General features: G+C 44.4%; 16 protein-coding genes. 4 read left to right on the top strand and 12 right to left on the bottom strand.

Translation table 11 applies throughout. The annotated features are described in order from the left end of the window. Positions 1-2 precede the first annotated feature (2 nt). The 3 genes from ACQ5BJ_RS22930 to ACQ5BJ_RS22920 all read right to left on the bottom strand — a co-directional run bounded on the left by ACQ5BJ_RS22930 (position 3) and on the right by ACQ5BJ_RS22920 (position 3,731). The gene (locus ACQ5BJ_RS22930; protein ID WP_005543021.1) at positions 3-1,076 is read right to left on the bottom strand and encodes an ABC transporter permease; all 1,074 of its coding nucleotides are present in this window, start codon (positions 1,074-1,076) and stop codon (positions 3-5) included. Then, the gene (locus tag ACQ5BJ_RS22925; protein ID WP_430112523.1) at positions 1,073-2,605 is read right to left on the bottom strand and encodes an ABC transporter ATP-binding protein; all 1,533 of its coding nucleotides are present in this window, start codon (positions 2,603-2,605) and stop codon (positions 1,073-1,075) included. Before ACQ5BJ_RS22925 ends, ACQ5BJ_RS22930 begins: the two co-directional genes overlap by 4 nt. Before the next feature lie 94 nt (positions 2,606-2,699). Continuing rightward, positions 2,700-3,731 (bottom strand): BMP family lipoprotein, encoded by a 1,032-nt coding sequence (locus ACQ5BJ_RS22920; protein ID WP_163976923.1) that lies wholly within the window; start codon positions 3,729-3,731, stop codon positions 2,700-2,702. Positions 3,732-4,088: 357 nt separating this feature from the next. Here ACQ5BJ_RS22920 and deoD point away from each other — a divergent pair, with 357 nt between their 5' ends. Next, complete coding sequence (deoD, locus tag ACQ5BJ_RS22915) at positions 4,089-4,805, top strand: purine-nucleoside phosphorylase (protein ID WP_005543024.1); 717 nt, start codon at positions 4,089-4,091, stop codon at positions 4,803-4,805. Positions 4,806-4,971: 166 nt separating this feature from the next. On the opposite strand, the gene ACQ5BJ_RS22910 is transcribed toward deoD, so the two are convergent. Continuing rightward, positions 4,972-6,255 carry an NCS2 family permease gene (locus ACQ5BJ_RS22910; protein ID WP_430112520.1) on the bottom strand — a complete coding sequence of 428 codons (1,284 nt, stop codon included), beginning with the start codon at positions 6,253-6,255 and terminating at the stop codon, positions 4,972-4,974. Positions 6,256-6,329: 74 nt separating this feature from the next. Between ACQ5BJ_RS22910 and ACQ5BJ_RS22905 the strand changes: the two genes are divergently transcribed. Next, entirely contained in the window at positions 6,330-7,055 is a 726-nt protein-coding gene (locus ACQ5BJ_RS22905) for a Crp/Fnr family transcriptional regulator (RefSeq protein ID WP_430112518.1), read from the top strand. A 149-nt stretch (positions 7,056-7,204) separates the two neighbouring features. Here ACQ5BJ_RS22905 and ACQ5BJ_RS22900 read toward each other — a convergent pair whose 3' ends face one another. Then, positions 7,205-7,810, bottom strand: a complete 606-nt coding sequence (locus ACQ5BJ_RS22900; protein ID WP_430112683.1) for a cupin domain-containing protein — start codon at positions 7,808-7,810, stop codon at positions 7,205-7,207. A gap of 256 nt (positions 7,811-8,066) precedes the next feature. Between ACQ5BJ_RS22900 and scfA the strand changes: the two genes are divergently transcribed. Next, positions 8,067-8,216 (top strand): six-cysteine ranthipeptide SCIFF, encoded by a 150-nt coding sequence (gene scfA, locus ACQ5BJ_RS22895; RefSeq protein ID WP_076321126.1) that lies wholly within the window; start codon positions 8,067-8,069, stop codon positions 8,214-8,216. Positions 8,217-8,317: 101 nt separating this feature from the next. After that, positions 8,318-9,697: a thioether cross-link-forming SCIFF peptide maturase gene (scfB, locus tag ACQ5BJ_RS22890; RefSeq protein ID WP_430112516.1), complete on the top strand. Its 1,380-nt coding sequence runs from the start codon at positions 8,318-8,320 to the stop codon at positions 9,695-9,697. A gap of 134 nt (positions 9,698-9,831) precedes the next feature. On the opposite strand, the gene ACQ5BJ_RS22885 is transcribed toward scfB, so the two are convergent. The 7 genes from ACQ5BJ_RS22885 to ACQ5BJ_RS22855 all read right to left on the bottom strand — a co-directional run bounded on the left by ACQ5BJ_RS22885 (position 9,832) and on the right by ACQ5BJ_RS22855 (position 16,320). Beyond that, positions 9,832-10,071, bottom strand: a complete 240-nt coding sequence (locus ACQ5BJ_RS22885) for a hypothetical protein (protein WP_187698640.1) — start codon at positions 10,069-10,071, stop codon at positions 9,832-9,834. A gap of 281 nt (positions 10,072-10,352) precedes the next feature. Next, positions 10,353-11,567, bottom strand: coding sequence for an MFS transporter (locus ACQ5BJ_RS22880; RefSeq protein WP_163976928.1), 1,215 nt, complete (start codon positions 11,565-11,567; stop codon positions 10,353-10,355). 759 nt (positions 11,568-12,326) lie between these two features. Further along, on the bottom strand, positions 12,327-12,551 hold the full coding sequence (locus ACQ5BJ_RS22875; RefSeq protein ID WP_040734848.1) for a hypothetical protein: 225 nt from the start codon (positions 12,549-12,551) through the stop codon (positions 12,327-12,329). Between the two features lie 115 nt (positions 12,552-12,666). Next, complete coding sequence (locus tag ACQ5BJ_RS22870; protein ID WP_005543035.1) at positions 12,667-12,849, bottom strand: hypothetical protein; 183 nt, start codon at positions 12,847-12,849, stop codon at positions 12,667-12,669. A 50-nt stretch (positions 12,850-12,899) separates the two neighbouring features. Then, positions 12,900-13,520, bottom strand: coding sequence for a hypothetical protein (locus ACQ5BJ_RS22865; protein ID WP_430112513.1), 621 nt, complete (start codon positions 13,518-13,520; stop codon positions 12,900-12,902). Between the two features lie 327 nt (positions 13,521-13,847). Further along, positions 13,848-15,068, bottom strand: a complete 1,221-nt coding sequence (locus ACQ5BJ_RS22860) for an amidohydrolase (protein ID WP_430112511.1) — start codon at positions 15,066-15,068, stop codon at positions 13,848-13,850. Positions 15,069-15,096: 28 nt separating this feature from the next. Then, positions 15,097-16,320: an amidohydrolase family protein gene (locus tag ACQ5BJ_RS22855; RefSeq protein WP_430112509.1), complete on the bottom strand. Its 1,224-nt coding sequence runs from the start codon at positions 16,318-16,320 to the stop codon at positions 15,097-15,099. Positions 16,321-16,333 lie beyond the last annotated feature (13 nt).

Here is a 16,333-nt window from a genome sequence, read left to right as displayed (position 1 = left end):
GTTTACCCCTCCTCTCGCTTCGATTTGCGTTTGAACATCTTGATGAACATGCGGATGGCTCCCGGAGCTGCCGCGAAGAAGATGATGATACTGATAACCATCTTAATAACTTCTGGAGGCACATCAGCACCGAAGCTCATCCCTTGAGCACCGTAATACAATCCGCCGATTAAGGCGGCAGATAAGGTTACCCCGACTGCTGTGTTCATGCCGAGCAGGGCTACCGCGATCCCATCGAACCCGATCCCTGACGTATTCGGTGCAATCGCCATGTATTTGAATACACCGAGTACTTCGAAAGTACCAATCAAACCGCCAAGCGCGCCGGAAATAAAGAATGTGCGAATCGCAATTCTTGACACTTTCATCCCTGCATACTCCGCAGCATGCTTATTGTGTCCTACTGCACGAAGCTCATAGCCCTGCTGTGTGCGATTCATATAGTAGTAATAACCGATAAGAATGAAGATGACGATGAAGAATCCCCAGTGAATGCGAGCGCCGCTGAGCAGATCCGATAACCACTGAATCTGGATGTCCGCAGATTCATGAATCATTTGCGAGCGGGACGTGCCTGCTTCCGCCATGTACGATTTGATCGTAATATGACTAAGATACAAGGCAATCCAGTTCAGCATGATGCACGAGATTACCTCATTCAATCCTCGTTTTACTTTGAATATGGCAACTAATGACCCCCATACCCCGCCGAACAAGGTTCCAACGAGTATCGCTACGATCCCATGGATGATTGGCGGCAATTCCAGCAGATTTCCGACCATCAGGGCCCCGAGAGCGCCCATCACGATCTGCCCTTCAACGCCGATATTGAACATTCCGCCACGGAAGGCAATCGCAACCGCGAGACCTGATAGAATCAATGGTACAATGGAACGCAGGGTCTCACCGATATCATAGACACTTCCGAAAATTTTATCGATCAACGAAGAGTAAGCAAGCAATGGATCATATCCGCCAACCAACATGACAATCGCGCCGATGACAATCCCGATGACAATCGAGATGACCGGAATCCAAATCGATTCTTGACGCAGAAGCTTTTTCACCGTGTTCAATTCGAGTCGCCTCCTTGTCGTCTGCCTGCCATCATCAATCCAAGCTCTTGATCATTCGTCTCTTCCGGATAAGCTTCACCTACGATTTGACCATTGAAGAGCACGATAATCCGATCAGCCACATTCATGATTTCTTCCAATTCGAAGGATACGAGAAGTATGCCTTTGCCATTGTCTCGTTCTGCAATGAGCTCCTTATGCACAAACTCAATCGCCCCGACATCCAACCCGCGTGTCGGTTGTGCAGCAATCAGCAGCTTAGGATGCCGATCGATTTCGCGCGCAATAATCAATTTCTGCTGATTTCCTCCGGACATCGCGCGTACCGGCACATCATATCCGGGAATGCGAATATCGAATGATTTCACGTATTTCTCGGCGAGCGTTAATGCTGCCTTATGGTCCATTAGACCGCCTTTCGTCAATTCAGGCTTATAGTAGGTCTGCAAGATTGCATTTTCCGGCACCGTAAAGTCCAACACCAGACCATGCTTATGGCGATCCTGCGGAATATGCGACATTCCAGCTTGGCCAACCTCGCGCGGTGTCTTGTTCAAGACATCGACACCATCCAAATGAATCTCGCCCGACTCAACACGCCGCATTCCTGTTAACGCTTCGATTAACTCGGTTTGGCCATTCCCGTCAACTCCCGCGATGCCGACAATTTCACCCGCGCGAACCTGGAAGGAGAGACTGTCCACCGCGAGCTGCCCATTATCCCCGCGAACCTTTAGGTTGTTTACGTTCAGAACTGGCTGCATCGGATTGGCTTCCGCCTTCTCCGTCTTGAACCGCACTTCACGGCCCACCATCTTCTCAGCCAGTTCCTGAGGACTGGAATCCTTGACAACGACAGAGTCGATCACGCGGCCCCGGCGAATAATGGTGCAAGTATCCGCAACCTCCATGATCTCCTTCAGCTTGTGCGTAATAATAATAATGGACTTTCCTTCACTCGCAAGGCGTTTCATAATGGTAAGCAAATCCGTAATCTCTTGAGGTGTCAGCACAGCTGTAGGCTCGTCCAGGATAACGATATCCGCGCCACGGTACAGCGTTTTCAAGATTTCTACCCGCTGCTGCATTCCTACTGAAATATTCTCAATCTTTGCAGAAGGATCCACATTGAGGCCATACTGCTCCGATAATTGCCGTATTTTAGCTGAAGCACTTTTCAAATCGGTTCTCAGACCGGATTTCGGTTCCATGCCGAGAATAATATTTTCGGTTACGGTAAAAGGCTGTACGAGCTTAAAATGTTGATGCACCATCCCGATCCCCAGCTCAATCGCCCGGTTCGGGGTATCCATGATCACTTCTTGTCCATTGACCCAGATAGAACCTTCTGTTGGTTGATACAATCCGAATACGATATTCATTAATGTCGATTTTCCGGCACCATTCTCACCAAGTAATGCATGAATTTCGCCCTTTTTCAAAGCAAAGCTAATATCTTCATTCGCGACGACTTCACCAAAACGCTTTGTGATTCCCTTTAGCTCCAATACCGTTTCAGTATCCACCATGAAACGTCTCTCCTTCCTCCTCCAGAAACAACCCCCCGCTGATTAAGCGAGGGGAGCTTTTTGGTTCCAATCGGTTCTAATTGGTTCTAGTTCTCTACTTTTCTGGTACGACGATTTCACCGTCAACAATTTTTTTGCGGTACTCTTCTACTTTCGCCAATACATCTGCAGGGACATTTTTGGAGGATGTTGACGCAATGTCTACACCGTTTTCTTTTAGACCCATGTTCGTTACTTTACCGCCAGGGAAATTGCCTTCTGCCAATTGCTTCGTAATTTCATAGACAGCGATATCAACTTTTTTGATCATGGACGTCAATGTTACTTCATCGCCGAACGTTAAGGATTGATCTTTATCAACCCCGATAACCCATACTTTTTGCCCTTTGGAAACGCGCTCTTTGGCCTCGTTGAATACACCGTTGCCTGTCAATCCAGAAGCATGGAAAATGATATCTGCCCCGTCATTGTACATGGTCGCAGCTGCGGATTTACCCATATCAACGCGCGTAAATTGCCCTGTATAGTTCACAATCAATTGTGCTTTTGGATTTACAGCCTTGATCCCTTCACGGAAACCGGCTGCAAAGCGTTGAATTGGAGGAATTTCCATTCCGCCGACAAAACCAATTTTATTCGATTTGGTCATCAAGCCAGCGATTACCCCAACTAAGTAGGCCCCTTCTTGCTCTTTGAAGGATACAGCCGCAACGTTCGGCACAACAATGGAGGAATCAATGATGCCAAGCTTTGCTTCCGGGTTTTCTTTGGCAATTTGTGTGATGGCACTATCCAATGTATAAGCTGTCGCCCATGTGAGGTCATAACCGCCTTTTACGAATTGGTTCAAGCTAGGAATGACATCAGAGTCTTGTTTTGGTTCCGCGTATTTTACATCATAGCCAAAATCAGCTTTCAGCTTTTGTAGACCTTCCCAAGCATTCTGGTTAAAGGATTTGTCATTTACGCTGCCCAAGTCGGTAACCATACCGATTTTCAATTTTTTGTCGCCAGATTCTCCTGCTGCTCCAGCCCCGTTTTTGGATTCATTTTTCCCGCCGCATGCGGTTAACACCATGGAAACCATCAATACGAATACAAGCAAAAGATTCATCTTTTTCTTCATCTGTAAGACCCTCCGATATATTTTTGTAAACTAATTTTCTTCCTTAGATTCACGTCTTAAGACGGTAAATCACATATATGACTTGTACTGCAGCCTCGGACGGAAAGCGGATGGTGAATCCGCTTACATTAAATCCCCCGAACCAACACTAGCGGTGTTCGAAAGCTGGGGACATCTCGATTATAGTTGGAGCTTAGAAGAACTTCAGTTAAGCGCTGCACTGTTTTTTTGTAATCTACTTCACAGAAAAGCGATAGCTTGCATTACTGAATTTATGCGTATACGTATGATAGGGTAATAGAGTAAAACGTTTTCATAAGTCAAGCGCTTGAAAATTAACCAAGGGGGTACGTTCCATTGAGTGTACATTTAGAAGCTAAAAAAGGTGAAATCGCACCAGTATCCTTAATGCCTGGAGATCCGCTGCGTGCGAAATATATTGCTGAGACATTCTTGGAAAATGCGAAATGCCACAACCAAGTTCGCGGGATGCTTGGATTCACAGGAACATACAAAGGCAAGCCTGTTTCTGTACAGGGTTCCGGGATGGGTGTTCCTTCTTTCGCGATTTACGCGACAGAATTGATTCAGGATTATGATGTTAAAACGATAATTCGAATCGGAACATGCGGCGCCATTCAGCATGAGGTGAAGCTTCGTGATGTTCTTATCGCGCAAGCAGTATGTACGGATTCTTCCATTAATACGAACCGTTTCCCTGGTTATTCATTCGCGCCGATCGGAAACTTCGATTTGATCAAAACAGCTTATGATATCGGCATGGAAAAGAATTTGAACCTGCGTGTAGGAAACATTTTGTGCTCGGACATCTTCTATACAGAAGACAATAGCAAGGAAACGATGATGAGGCTCGGCGCATACGGCGTGCTGGCTGTAGAAATGGAGACTGCCGCCTTGTATACGCTGGCTGCGAAGCATCAAATCAACGGACTAGCCATGTTCACGGTAAGTGATCATATCCTGACAGGTGAAGCTACAACAGCGGAAGAACGCCAATTGACGTTCAACGATATGATTGAAGTGGCATTGGAGACAGCAATCCGTCAGGGATAAGTATTGTTCATAGTAACAGTAACAAGCCCGAATATAGGCGCACGGCAGAAATATACGCCATGCGTCATATTCGGGTTTCGACAATAAACCCCACAACGATTCACCCTCTCCAATCGTCCTTTCTACTCAGTTTACCATATTTAGACAAAATATTACACAATTTCTTTTACTGTCCCAATAGAAAATAGATCAAGAACAATACCGCGATCCCATACATTGCGGCCGTAATTTCAGAACGTCGTCCTGTGACGATTTTGACAATCGGGTAAGCAATGAAGCCGAATGCAATTCCATTCACGATGCTGAAAGATAACGGCATCATAAGCATCATCAGAAATGCTGGAAAAGCCTCCGTCAAGTCATCCCACTGAATATCTTTAACACCTTGTATCATGAAACAGCCCACGATGATCAGCACAGGCGCAATCGCAGCATTCGGGATCATTTTCAAAATCGGAACAACGAATAATGCCGGAATAAACAATAGTCCTGCAATAAATGGCGTTAAGCCGGATCTTCCCCCTGCCGCGATGCCTGTTGCGGACTCAGCAACCGTTGTCGTCGGACTGCACCCCAGCATAGATGCCGCTACAATGGATAGCGCGTTAGCTTGAAACGAACGCCGGAACTTCGAATTGTCCGGCAGCATGCCTAACTGTGCCCCCATATTGGAAAAGAGAATGACCATCAATAAGGAAAACACCGCGATCCAGAAATGAAAGCTGCTAAATTGGCTGAAATCAAAAGCAAACAGCAGGCTGTCATACCCTGCCATGGAAAACGTAAAGTTGTCCATATTTGAGAAATCGACGATTCCAAGACATCCCCCAATGAGCGTTCCTGCAATGATTCCAATCAGGAAGTTCCCCTTCACCCTGCGCAAGAACAGCGGCACGACAATGGCAAGTGTCAAAATGGTCGTTAACGCATGCGGATCACGCAAGCTCGCTAATTGGACGAATGTACTCTCGCTCGGTACGATCACACCGCCATTTTTCAACCCTAAAAATCCAATAAACAACCCGATTCCTGCCGTCAGGGCTCGTATCATCGATACAGGTATCGTCTGCGATAAATAGGTAACGCCCTTCGTCAACGAAATGCAGAAGAACATAACTCCTGCGATACATGCGGCTGTCAATGCCTGCTGCCACGTAAGACCGAAGGAAGCCACCAACGTAAATACAAAAAACGCGTTATCCCCCATGCCGGGCGCCAGAATGAGCGGTGATTTCGCCCAGAATGCCATCAGCATGCATCCGACTATCGAAGAGAGTACGGTTGCAATCGTCGCGACTTCATACGGCATGCCCGCAATGCTGAGAATAGCTCCATTAACAGCAATAATATAGGCGATCGTAATAAATGAGGTCAGACCTGCCAGCATTTCCGTACGTATTGTAGTCTCGTTGTCTCGAATCTGAAACAAATCCTTTACTCGTGCATTCAATCCCTTTGCCTCCATCCAATTATTCCTCATTATTACTCGCAGCAAAACCATGGTACAATAGTGCTGATCTCACTATGAAAGGATATGGAAGTATGATAGATATTACTCAAATCCCACTTTTCTCTGAGATTCCAGCAGGTGATTTAGCTAACCGCGTCGCGCCGATGCTTAAAGAACGTCATTATAAAAAAAATCATGTATTTATGTTCGAAAATGACCAAAGCGATGAGATTTTCATTCTTCGGACAGGAAAAGTCAAAATATATCGTATTCAAGATGGGAAAGAAGTTGTGCTCAGCATTCAACTCCCAGGTGAAATTTTCGGCGAAGCTGAGGCCATTTCTGGCGACAACCATCGGATTTGTACCATTGAGGCACTGGAATCGCTTATCGCATGGCAGATCAGTAAGCAAGATTTTTTGCAAATCATTGAAGAGTACCCATCTGTTCTCCACAAAGCATACGGTATAATGTTCCAAAGAGTTCGTGTTTTAAACCGCATGATTCGTTATATGACGTTCTGTGATGTGCGAGCGAAGGTCGCAAATCAAATTATGGATCTCTATTATAATTTTGGTCAAGAACATGGAACCGCTTACAAAGTTGATATGAAAATCAATCATGCCCTGCTCGGCAATATGGTTGGCATTACACGCGAATCCATTTCCAAAACCCTTAGTGACTTTCAGAGTGAAGGGCTGATTGATATTCGTCAGAAATATATCTATATCCTAAATTTAAAGAAGCTGGAACAGATGTGCGAAGGAACGGAAGAGGTTCCTGCACTTCGGAAATGGTAGATTCCTCGTCAGCTAACAGCCTAACTATATCAAAAGAACGAAACCGTATCAGTTACGCCAGTAACGTTTATTTTGTGAACTGGATCATACTATTGATATCGTAGTCCATTCATGAAAAGACGCCTAGATCCTTGGATCTAAGCGTCTTTCTAGACAATTTGGCCTTCATCATGTAATTGGATCAACCTGTCAGACGATTTCCATTGATGGCTGCCTTCAGCGGCCATGGCAATTTCTTTGGTTTGATGAACGGTGCCAAATGGATGCTTGGGAGGGCCATAGATCGTATACAGCTTAAGCGGTTTATATCCTGTGTTGATTACATTGTGCCATGTACCCGCCGGGATCATAATCGCATAATTATCATCGACCCGCTGCTCGATATCTAATTTATCCTTACTCTCTCCCATCCTTACAAGCCCATGCCCTTCTTCAATGCGTATGAACTGATCGGTTGTTGGATGCACCTCCAAGCCAATATCACTTCCAACCGGAATGCTCATCAGCGTCACTTGCAAATGATCTCCAGTCCATAAGGCCGTACGGTACATTTGGTTTTGCTCGGCTGTCTGCTCAATATTGACAACAAACGGCTGGCCCCCATAATCCTTCAGTGCAATATGATTTCTCCTTGAAAAAAGCCCCTCGGGATTATACCAGCTGTAATCATATGGATTCCAACTATAGCACCGATTCATGCCGCTCGGGGGATAATGAACGGGATAATGCCATGGTTGGTAATAGTACGGATACATATTCATTCTCCTCGCACAGATATTATTCACCACCGTATAGACTATGCAGATGCCTATATAAAGGTTAGCAGATCCTGTTTGAATCATTACTCATTCGAATTCCACCCTCACCAAACCACGTCTCTGAAGGATAATTACAGACAAAACATTTCAAATGGTGTGACCTTTTTGATTGCTGTGAATTCCGAATTGTTGCTACCATAGTTCAACGTAGCGGTAAATAATAGCCAATGAAATGGTAGAGGAGTTACTCATGATGAAAAGAATTGTCACACTGAGCACACGCAAACTGATGGACACTGCAAAACATGGAGGATGCGGCGCATGCCAGACATCTTGCCAGTCTGCTTGCAAAACTTCCTGCGGCGTTGCCAATCAGCGTTGTGAGAACGCAATGAACAAATAACAAATAGGCAATGAAACTTACCGCCGTCCTTCCAAGGACGGCGAAGTTGTTTCTATGGATACCACCTGCAATTTGTAGACAAAAGGAGCTTGATTCGCAGTATGATTCATCAATATCAACTGAACGGATACAACATCGTGATCGACACCTATAGTGGCTCAGTGCATGTTGTTGATGACCTGGCGTATGAGATCATTGCGCTTTATGAACAGGAAACACCCGAACGAATCCTAGCATTAATGAAGGAAAAACAATATACAGAAGAAAGCATTCGAGGGACAATCTCAGAGGTCGAGGAACTTATAAAGAATGAGCAGCTTTTTACAGAGGATGCTTATGAGGAACTGTCTATTCATTTAAAAGCACGAAAAACGTATGTGAAGGCGCTCTGTCTCAATGTCGCGCATACTTGCAATCTGTCATGCGAGTATTGCTTCGCCAGCCAAGGGAAATACAATGGCGATCGCGCAATTATGAGCGTGGAGGTTGGACAAAGAGCTATTGATTACTTACTCGAAAATTCAGGCCACCACCGGAACCTTGACATCGACTTCTTCGGCGGAGAACCGCTTATGGCTTGGAAAGTCGTCAAAGAGATTGTAAAGTACGCCCGAAGCAAAGAGAAGGAATGGAAGAAAAAATTCCGCTTTACCTTTACAACGAACGGGATGCTGCTAAACGATGAGGTCACCGAGTTTTTAAATCAGGAAATGTACAATGTCGTCTTAAGTCTGGATGGACGAAAAGAGGTTCATGATCGGCTGCGCACAACCGTTACGGGCAAAGGCAGCTATGATTCTATCGTGCCGAAGTTCCAGGAATTCGTCCAAAAGCGCGGAGACCAGGAATACTATGTACGGGGAACGTATACGCGAAACAATGTCGATTTCACCAATGACATCTTCCATATCGCAGATCTTGGCTTTGATAAAATCTCGATGGAGCCTGTCATCTGTGATCCAAGGGAACCCTATGCCCTTACCGAGAAGGATCTCCTGGAGATCTACAATCAGTACGAAATTCTCGCCAAGGAAATGATTAAGCGCAGCGAACAAGGCAAAGGATTTACATTCTATCATTACATGCTCGATCTCTCAGAAGGCCCTTGCATCCAGAAAAGAATCACGGGCTGTGGATCAGGCACCGAATATCTTGCTGTCACGCCCTGGGGCGAACTGTTCCCTTGCCACCAGTTTGTCGGGGATGAAGCGTATAGCATGGGCAACATCTGGGAAGGCATCACGCGGCCTGAGCTGCAATGCCAATTCAAAGAGAGCAACTGCTATACGAAGCCGGAGTGCCAGGATTGCTGGGCTAAGCTCTACTGCAGCGGCGGCTGCCCCGCCAATGCCTTGCATGCGACAGGCTCCATCAACGGAACCTACGAGTTTAGTTGTGACGTGTTCCGCAAACGGATCGAATGTTCCATGATGGCCAAGGTCGCCGAGTCTATTCGAGAGATGGAAGAGAGTGAAATGTAGATAGATGAAAGAGGGGCAACAGGCCCCTCTTTGCTATTTTCGTCCGTACTTGTCTGCCATATGTATCTGAATCATTTTGCGAAACATACGCATGTAGAAAGATTTGTATTGCTTTCATAATACGAAAAAGTGATCTATTGCCTACGATTTTCATGAATACGCTTGCAAAATTCTAAAAATGAAGGTGCAACAACTACTGCATCATCGGGGTTGTAGCTTTCTTCGTAATCCATATATTTAATTTCCCCGGTTTGGATATCAATCCAAAAATCATTATCCGCATGATTGTCGGCAAAAGGGATATGAAATAGAATGAAATTCTCAAAATCCTCAGAATAATCTGCCCTTCTATCTTTCGCTCTTTCAATGGACATTGTGTAATAAGAATCCTCTTCATCTTCGTTTAACGGAATATGAATTCAGAAATCTATTATTGTTCCCTTTAGAATGGTTGTTCATGTAAGTTCCACATCCTACTTTTCTATTTAATTTACATTCCAAAAGCGAGATGTTTGCAAATCCTGAAAGCTGATTTCTTTATATGCGGAGATCGCTTCCTATAACTACGTCTTTATTATAGTTCATACCATACCAGGTGCACATAAAAAAAAGAACGAATCCCTATAGTGTGGAATTCGTTCTTTCATGCTTGAATTTATTTAACGTCAACGGGTTGCAAAGTCTCACTTGGTTCTTTCTTTAGAGTCAACATGACGATAAGGGAAATGCAGTATAAGGCAGCTAAGTAGATCATTGCGACCGTCATATCATAACTTTGAAGAATATAGCCGACAAAGATTGGTGAAAATCCTCCAATTGCTCTACCGAAGTTAAAAATTGTGTTTGTCGCTGTGCTTCGAATCTGCACAGGATAGAAGCTGCTAATTAAAGCTCCATACCCGGCAAACATGCCATTCGAGAAGAAGCCGACAATCGCGCCACCGATTAAAATAGCGACACTTCCAGCAGCATAGGAGTATAAAAACACAGCACATGAAGAGGCAAGCAAGAAGATGCCGAAAGCACGCTTTGCGCCAAACCGATCCATAAACAGGCCGAACGTTAGCATCCCAACAATCATGCCAACCGCTGTACTAATCGTCCAAAGAGCAGAGCTTGAAACGGATAAGCCTTGCGATTTCTGCAGCATGGATGGCAGCCAAATCATTAAGCCATTGTAGCCGGCAATTTGCACCGTGGCCATAATAATCAAGGAAATTGTCGTCATCGTTGTTCTAGGCGTTTCAAATAGTTGAGCCAGCTTGCCTTTTTCACGTTGCTTGTTAATTTCTTTATTCTTCTGGGCAGCCAGCCATTCTGGAGATTCCTCAAGGTTTTTTCGCACAATAAAGGCGAAAATGACAGGTAACACGCCAACAAAGAATAAAGCTCTCCATCCGAAAAGCGGAAGAATAACAGCACTTAGTAACGCTGCTAAAATAACGCCGTACTGTGCACCCACACTCACATATGAGGATGCCCTTCCTTGTTTGTTCTTCGGCCAAGCCTCGGCAACGAGAGCCATGCCAATTCCATATTCTCCACCTGCGCCAAGACCTGCGATAAATCTGAACACATAAACTTGTTCAATATTCGTTGCTAGTCCAGTTAAAGCCGTCCCAATTGCAAACAACAAGACGGTATTCGTAAATACTTTTACCCGCCCATACTTATCAGCTAAAACCCCAAAAATAATGCCGCCTAGCAGCATGCCAATATTCGTTATAGAAGAAATCAGTCCACCCGTTGCGAAATCAATGTTAAATTCCGAAATAATCATTGTCATCGCAAAGGAAATAAACATAATGTCCATTCCTTCCAACGTTAATCCAGCTACTGAAGCTGCCACTGTTTTCTTACGATAATCCATTCTAACGATCCTCCAGTTTCTTGTTGATCTTTCTGCGTGTTTGAGGGAATGGATTACACAAGACTTTTCCATTCTCTTTTGAAGCCTCACAGGACTCCCTTTAAAAGAGGTACTAAAAATGCCCTTCTGCACAAAGGGCAAAAAGGGCATGCGAAAACATAGATATTATTAGCCTTACAATATCACGTCGCCCTTTTCAGCCTCTCTGGACTGCATTAAAGGAAATTTATTTCGTGATACATACTAGCAAAATAGAGCAGATACTGTCAACATCCATTTCATGCTATAAGTGTGAATTAATATTTATATGGTACATATTAACAAAAACCTCTATTTTCGATATTATAAAGGCATTATCCCAGCGATAGGGTGAATTTTGCACATGAAGAAGATTTTCAAAACTTTTGGAGTGGTTCTTCTTGGTTTGCTTACAGTGTTCTTCATTGGCAGATTTTTTATAATGATTTTGCTTTTATTGGGAGCTTTCCGTCAAAACTGAAATCTATTGATGGAGACTCTTAGGGCTTTTCACTATTTGCTCAATAGGGACTAATTAAGCCGCTTTAACCCTCTCTAGTGAGAAGGGATTGAGGTTGCTGAATTTATCTTGTATCAAACTTGAGAAAAGGCTTTTATAATTAAAGTCGCTCCTCCCATATCCAAATCGGCTGCTGAAGAACGATGGATGTAAGATTACGGTTGATTCTTTTGGAATTCACCGTCATCTCATTGCTAAGAACGATCACTGTTAATTCCTCGTCAATTAGCCGTGTAACATAATGACGGAAACCATTTGGTATCCTTCTGGATGCCCAACTGCTTTTTTTCCCATGACATCTTGCGTATACCATCCATATCCATAATCACCTTGCAATAACCAGATCCAAACACAACATTTTTCAAAAAGAAATCCAATTCTCCAAAATCATTCATCGTCGTTCCGTCTTCATCCAATCTATAAACAATCCCATCAAATCTGTTCATGATTAAGGGTTCATAAAGAATCTGGCCTATTGATAACCATGATTCTTTGTCGTCTTGCATATCTGAAAGAACATATTGATTACGCTCTAATTCACTGTAACTCCATAAATCAATGTCACCGCACCGCGCTCCATTTGTTACTTTTAATAAGTTCGTAATATTTTCCTAGCTTTAGAGAATCAGCTTCTTCATGAATCCCCGTGATCCCGTCATTTAATTTTCCAAAAACAATCGTTGAAGGATCTTCTTTTAAAGCTCCTTTTAGGCAATCAATCATTTTTGTAATGTCTTCGTTCATTTAAAATCAACCTCGCTACACTTTTTAGGACATGCATGTAATAATTACTTTTAGGAATATTGCCAATAACTTTGTATGGGGTTCTCAATCGAACCTTCTACCATTTGTGCATATAAATAGATAGCACCGAACGAAAAAGGATAACTTTTTCTTGGCTTTAAGAGTGTATCTGGATACCCATCCTCATCGACCTGAAATAGAAAATCAAAACCGTCATCATGCAACTCCTTATAGTAATACTCTTCTCCCTGAATATGCCTTGGAGTTCCCCCGAATTTGATAAGAAAACGTTCTTCTAATGACGCTTTATCACTTACCATATTGGCTTCCGAAATAAAGTGCTTTACTAAATCAGGATCGGTAAAAGTATCAAATTTACTCTCATCTGTCTTAGGATGTTTCATTGTTAATAAAGAACAATTTGGATATCTATTTTTAGAAATACGATCTTCAAAATGTTTAGGAGCAAAAATGGAGATCATCTCAGTTTCATCAAAAGGGTTAACGATAGACAAATAAAAATACCTCTCCATATCCTTATTTACCATGCCTTCTCGTTCATCAAAATAAGCCGGTGCGTTCCCTCCGATCCATCCATTACGGCTATCCTTTTCACTCGTTTGAAAAAGCACACACTCTTTTCGTTCTTTAAGAATTTTTAAATCTTTCATTGTTTTCTCCCTTCTCTATTTACATTGCGAGTAACACCGTCCTGCTCATCTTCTCACCATACTTCGACATTTATCGAGTTAAACCCTACCAAAATATTTGCGACTACCGCTTTTACAAAACAAAGCAACAAGCGATACATAAATGGGAAACATCCCCATGTCTGAGGGAACGACAATTGACTCAGGCAGAAGTTATAAAGGATTGGGAAAAGTTCGATAGAAGGAAATAAGCTCAAGCGTCGGTCTGGGAAGCCCGGCGCCTGAGTTTTTACTTATAAGGGATTATTGCTGCTACTCGTTTAATCTAATTTGAAACGTCAATTCACATTAAACTGAACCTGATACGATATTGCCTCTGAACATCGTAGCGACACGGTCCGAACTTCTTGCGATAGCTTCCGCCGAACAAGAAGCTTCGACTAGCACCATATTTGCATCGTCTCCAACTTCGGGCCACACTCTTTCGCCATTATCATGTAATGGTGTCTTGCCATCAGTAATAAATTGCAGCGTCCGGGCTAATGACCGCTCATCGGACCATCCGTACATTTCCGCCAGACGACCAGCGCGTTTCAAAATATCTCCATCTCCAAAAGGCGACCACACATCAAAAATATTATCGCATCCGACGGCAACGTTAACACCTTTCCGGTGTAATAGACCGACTGGCGGAAACTTGCGGTTTATCGGTACACTGGTAATGATGGAGATCCCTGCATCTTCCAGAAGCTCTCCCATGACTTCCGCTTGAGCTTGAGAGACATCCCCCAGCCCAAAGGCATGGCTAACGGCAACCTTGCCTTGCAATCCTGCTTCTTTCGTTAGCTGGGCCAATCGTTTGATCGTAAACACACCAAGATGATCGGCGTCATGCAAGTGCAGGTCAATGCCCGCATTTCCTTCTACGGCTAGCTCCACCATTTCCTGCAAGGAAGCTTCGAGATCACCATCCACCGTGGCCGGATCGACCCCGCCCACGAAGCTTGCTCCTTGGCGAAGGGCTTCCCTGACCAACTGTTTCGACTTGGAACGCAATAAACCGTGCTGAGGAAAAGCAACGATTTCGTAGGACAGTTTCCCTTCAAATGTTTGCAGTGCTCGCTTCACTTGTTCCAAATTCTCCAATCCAACCTCAGGATAAACATCGACATGCGTGCGCACATGCGTTACACCAGACTTCACATACATATCAAGCAGTTGTTCCGCGCGTTCTTGCGTCGTAGTTTGCAAAGAAGGAAGTACTTGCTTCTCGATGTCAAACCGTTCAAAAATGTTGCTAGCAGGTGTTACCGCACGCCATCGATCACCAAGCAATGTTTTATCCAAATGACAATGTTTTTCGATGAATGAAGGCAGCATCAGAAGCCGTTTCGCATCTTTCTTAGGAAGTTCATCCGGTACGGACTCAACCGCTGGGACGATCTTCGCCACTTTCCCGTCCTCAATTAAGAGATGATAGCATTCCGTTTTGGTACCCGTAATCACACCGTTATCTTCCTGAAATCCCGTTTCCAACAGGACATTGGTTAACCAATAAGCAGTATTCAATGAAGCTCATCCTTTCAACGTTCTATGATTAAAGTTCTCCTGCTGCCAGATTCCCCTGGAAAACAACAGCGACCCTTCTTGCTCTTCGTGCAACCGCTTCGGCTGAACAACTTGCATCAACGAGAACGAGGTCGGCAGCATCTCCGACATTAGGCCAGATGCGTTGTCCATCCACATTTAGAGGTGTTACGCCGCCTGTAATATACCCCAGTGTTTGTCCAAGGGAACGTTCGTCCTTCAGGCCGAATCGTTCCGCTAATGTACCTGCTTTTTCAAGACTGTCTCCTTTGCCAAAAGGAGACCAGTGATCCGTGATGCTGTCATCACCGAGGGAGATTTGCACACCCTTTTCGCTTAAGAGCGGTATCGGAAGTGTCCTTCCAAGCGGAACGGTGGATGTAATCGTAATCCGCTGCTCAGCTAACAGGTCTGCAACTTGAGCTGCCTCTTCCAGAGAAATATCAGCCAACGCCAGAGCATGGCTGATGTTGACTCTTCCTTGCCACCCGGCTTCCTCTGTTAACGCAGCCAATCGTTGAAAGGTAAAAATGCCAAGATGGCCTGGATCATGGATATGAAGATCAATACCCGCATCCGCTTCCACGGCTAGTTCCATTACCGTTTGCAGCGACTTCTCAATATTGCCGTCGATGGTTGCAGGGTCAACGCCGCCAACGAGAGCAGCACCGCTTCTCAATGCTTCTCTTACGAGAGAAACAGATTCACTGCGCAATAATCCATGCTGCGGGAACGCCACAATTTCAACCGAAGCTTTTCCTTTGTAAGCTTCTACGGCTTGAAGCGTAGCTTCCAAATTCCGCAGTCCTATATATGGATCGACGTTACAATGGGTCCGAATATGGGTCGAACCGGCATGGGTCAGCAATCCCAGCAAGTTTTCTGCTCTTTCCTTGGCTACAGGTAACAAACGCGGGAGTAATTCCTGTTCTTCCTCCAGCCTAGTCAAAAGTCCTTTACGTGGAATCGTTGGCGCCTTCCATGGGCCACTGTAGTATGTCTTATCAAGATGGATATGCATATCGCGGAAAGAGGGTAGCATGAGATATCGATTTGCATCCCGTTTCGGCATATTCGTTTCTAAAGGTTGATCTGCGGGAACGATTTCACTGATTTCCCCATCTGAAATCTGTACATGAAAAAGCATGGTTTCTGTCCCCGTTACGGTACCATTCTCAACCTGATAGCCGGTCTCCAACCGAACATTCGTTAACCAGTAAGCATTGTCCGCCACTTCATTCTCCTCC

The sequence above is a fragment of the Paenibacillus sp. B1-35 genome (genome assembly GCF_050474385.1).
In the GTDB taxonomy this organism is placed as follows: Bacteria; Bacillota; Bacilli; order Paenibacillales; family Paenibacillaceae; genus Paenibacillus_B; species Paenibacillus_B alvei.
Note: the sequence above shows the minus strand (reverse complement) of the source record. Positions and strands in the feature narration are given on the sequence as shown.

Bases quoted from the DNA above. Each gene is read 5' to 3' on its own strand.
- ACQ5BJ_RS22865 (WP_430112513.1), bottom strand. From the start codon at position 13,520: ATGAAAGATTTAAAAATTCTTAAAGAACGAAAAGAGTGTGTGCTTTTT.
- ACQ5BJ_RS22905 (WP_430112518.1), top strand. From the start codon at position 6,330: ATGAAAGGATATGGAAGTATGATAGATATTACTCAAATCCCACTTTTC.
- ACQ5BJ_RS22880 (WP_163976928.1), bottom strand. From the start codon at position 11,567: ATGGATTATCGTAAGAAAACAGTGGCAGCTTCAGTAGCTGGATTAACG.
- scfB (WP_430112516.1), top strand. From the start codon at position 8,318: ATGATTCATCAATATCAACTGAACGGATACAACATCGTGATCGACACC.
- ACQ5BJ_RS22885 (WP_187698640.1), bottom strand. From the start codon at position 10,071: ATGTCCATTGAAAGAGCGAAAGATAGAAGGGCAGATTATTCTGAGGAT.
- scfA (WP_076321126.1), top strand. From the start codon at position 8,067: ATGAAAAGAATTGTCACACTGAGCACACGCAAACTGATGGACACTGCA.
- ACQ5BJ_RS22870 (WP_005543035.1), bottom strand. From the start codon at position 12,849: ATGAACGAAGACATTACAAAAATGATTGATTGCCTAAAAGGAGCTTTA.
- ACQ5BJ_RS22900 (WP_430112683.1), bottom strand. From the start codon at position 7,810: ATGTATCCGTACTATTACCAACCATGGCATTATCCCGTTCATTATCCC.
- ACQ5BJ_RS22925 (WP_430112523.1), bottom strand. From the start codon at position 2,605: ATGGTGGATACTGAAACGGTATTGGAGCTAAAGGGAATCACAAAGCGT.
- ACQ5BJ_RS22920 (WP_163976923.1), bottom strand. From the start codon at position 3,731: ATGAAGAAAAAGATGAATCTTTTGCTTGTATTCGTATTGATGGTTTCC.
- ACQ5BJ_RS22875 (WP_040734848.1), bottom strand. From the start codon at position 12,551: ATGAACAGATTTGATGGGATTGTTTATAGATTGGATGAAGACGGAACG.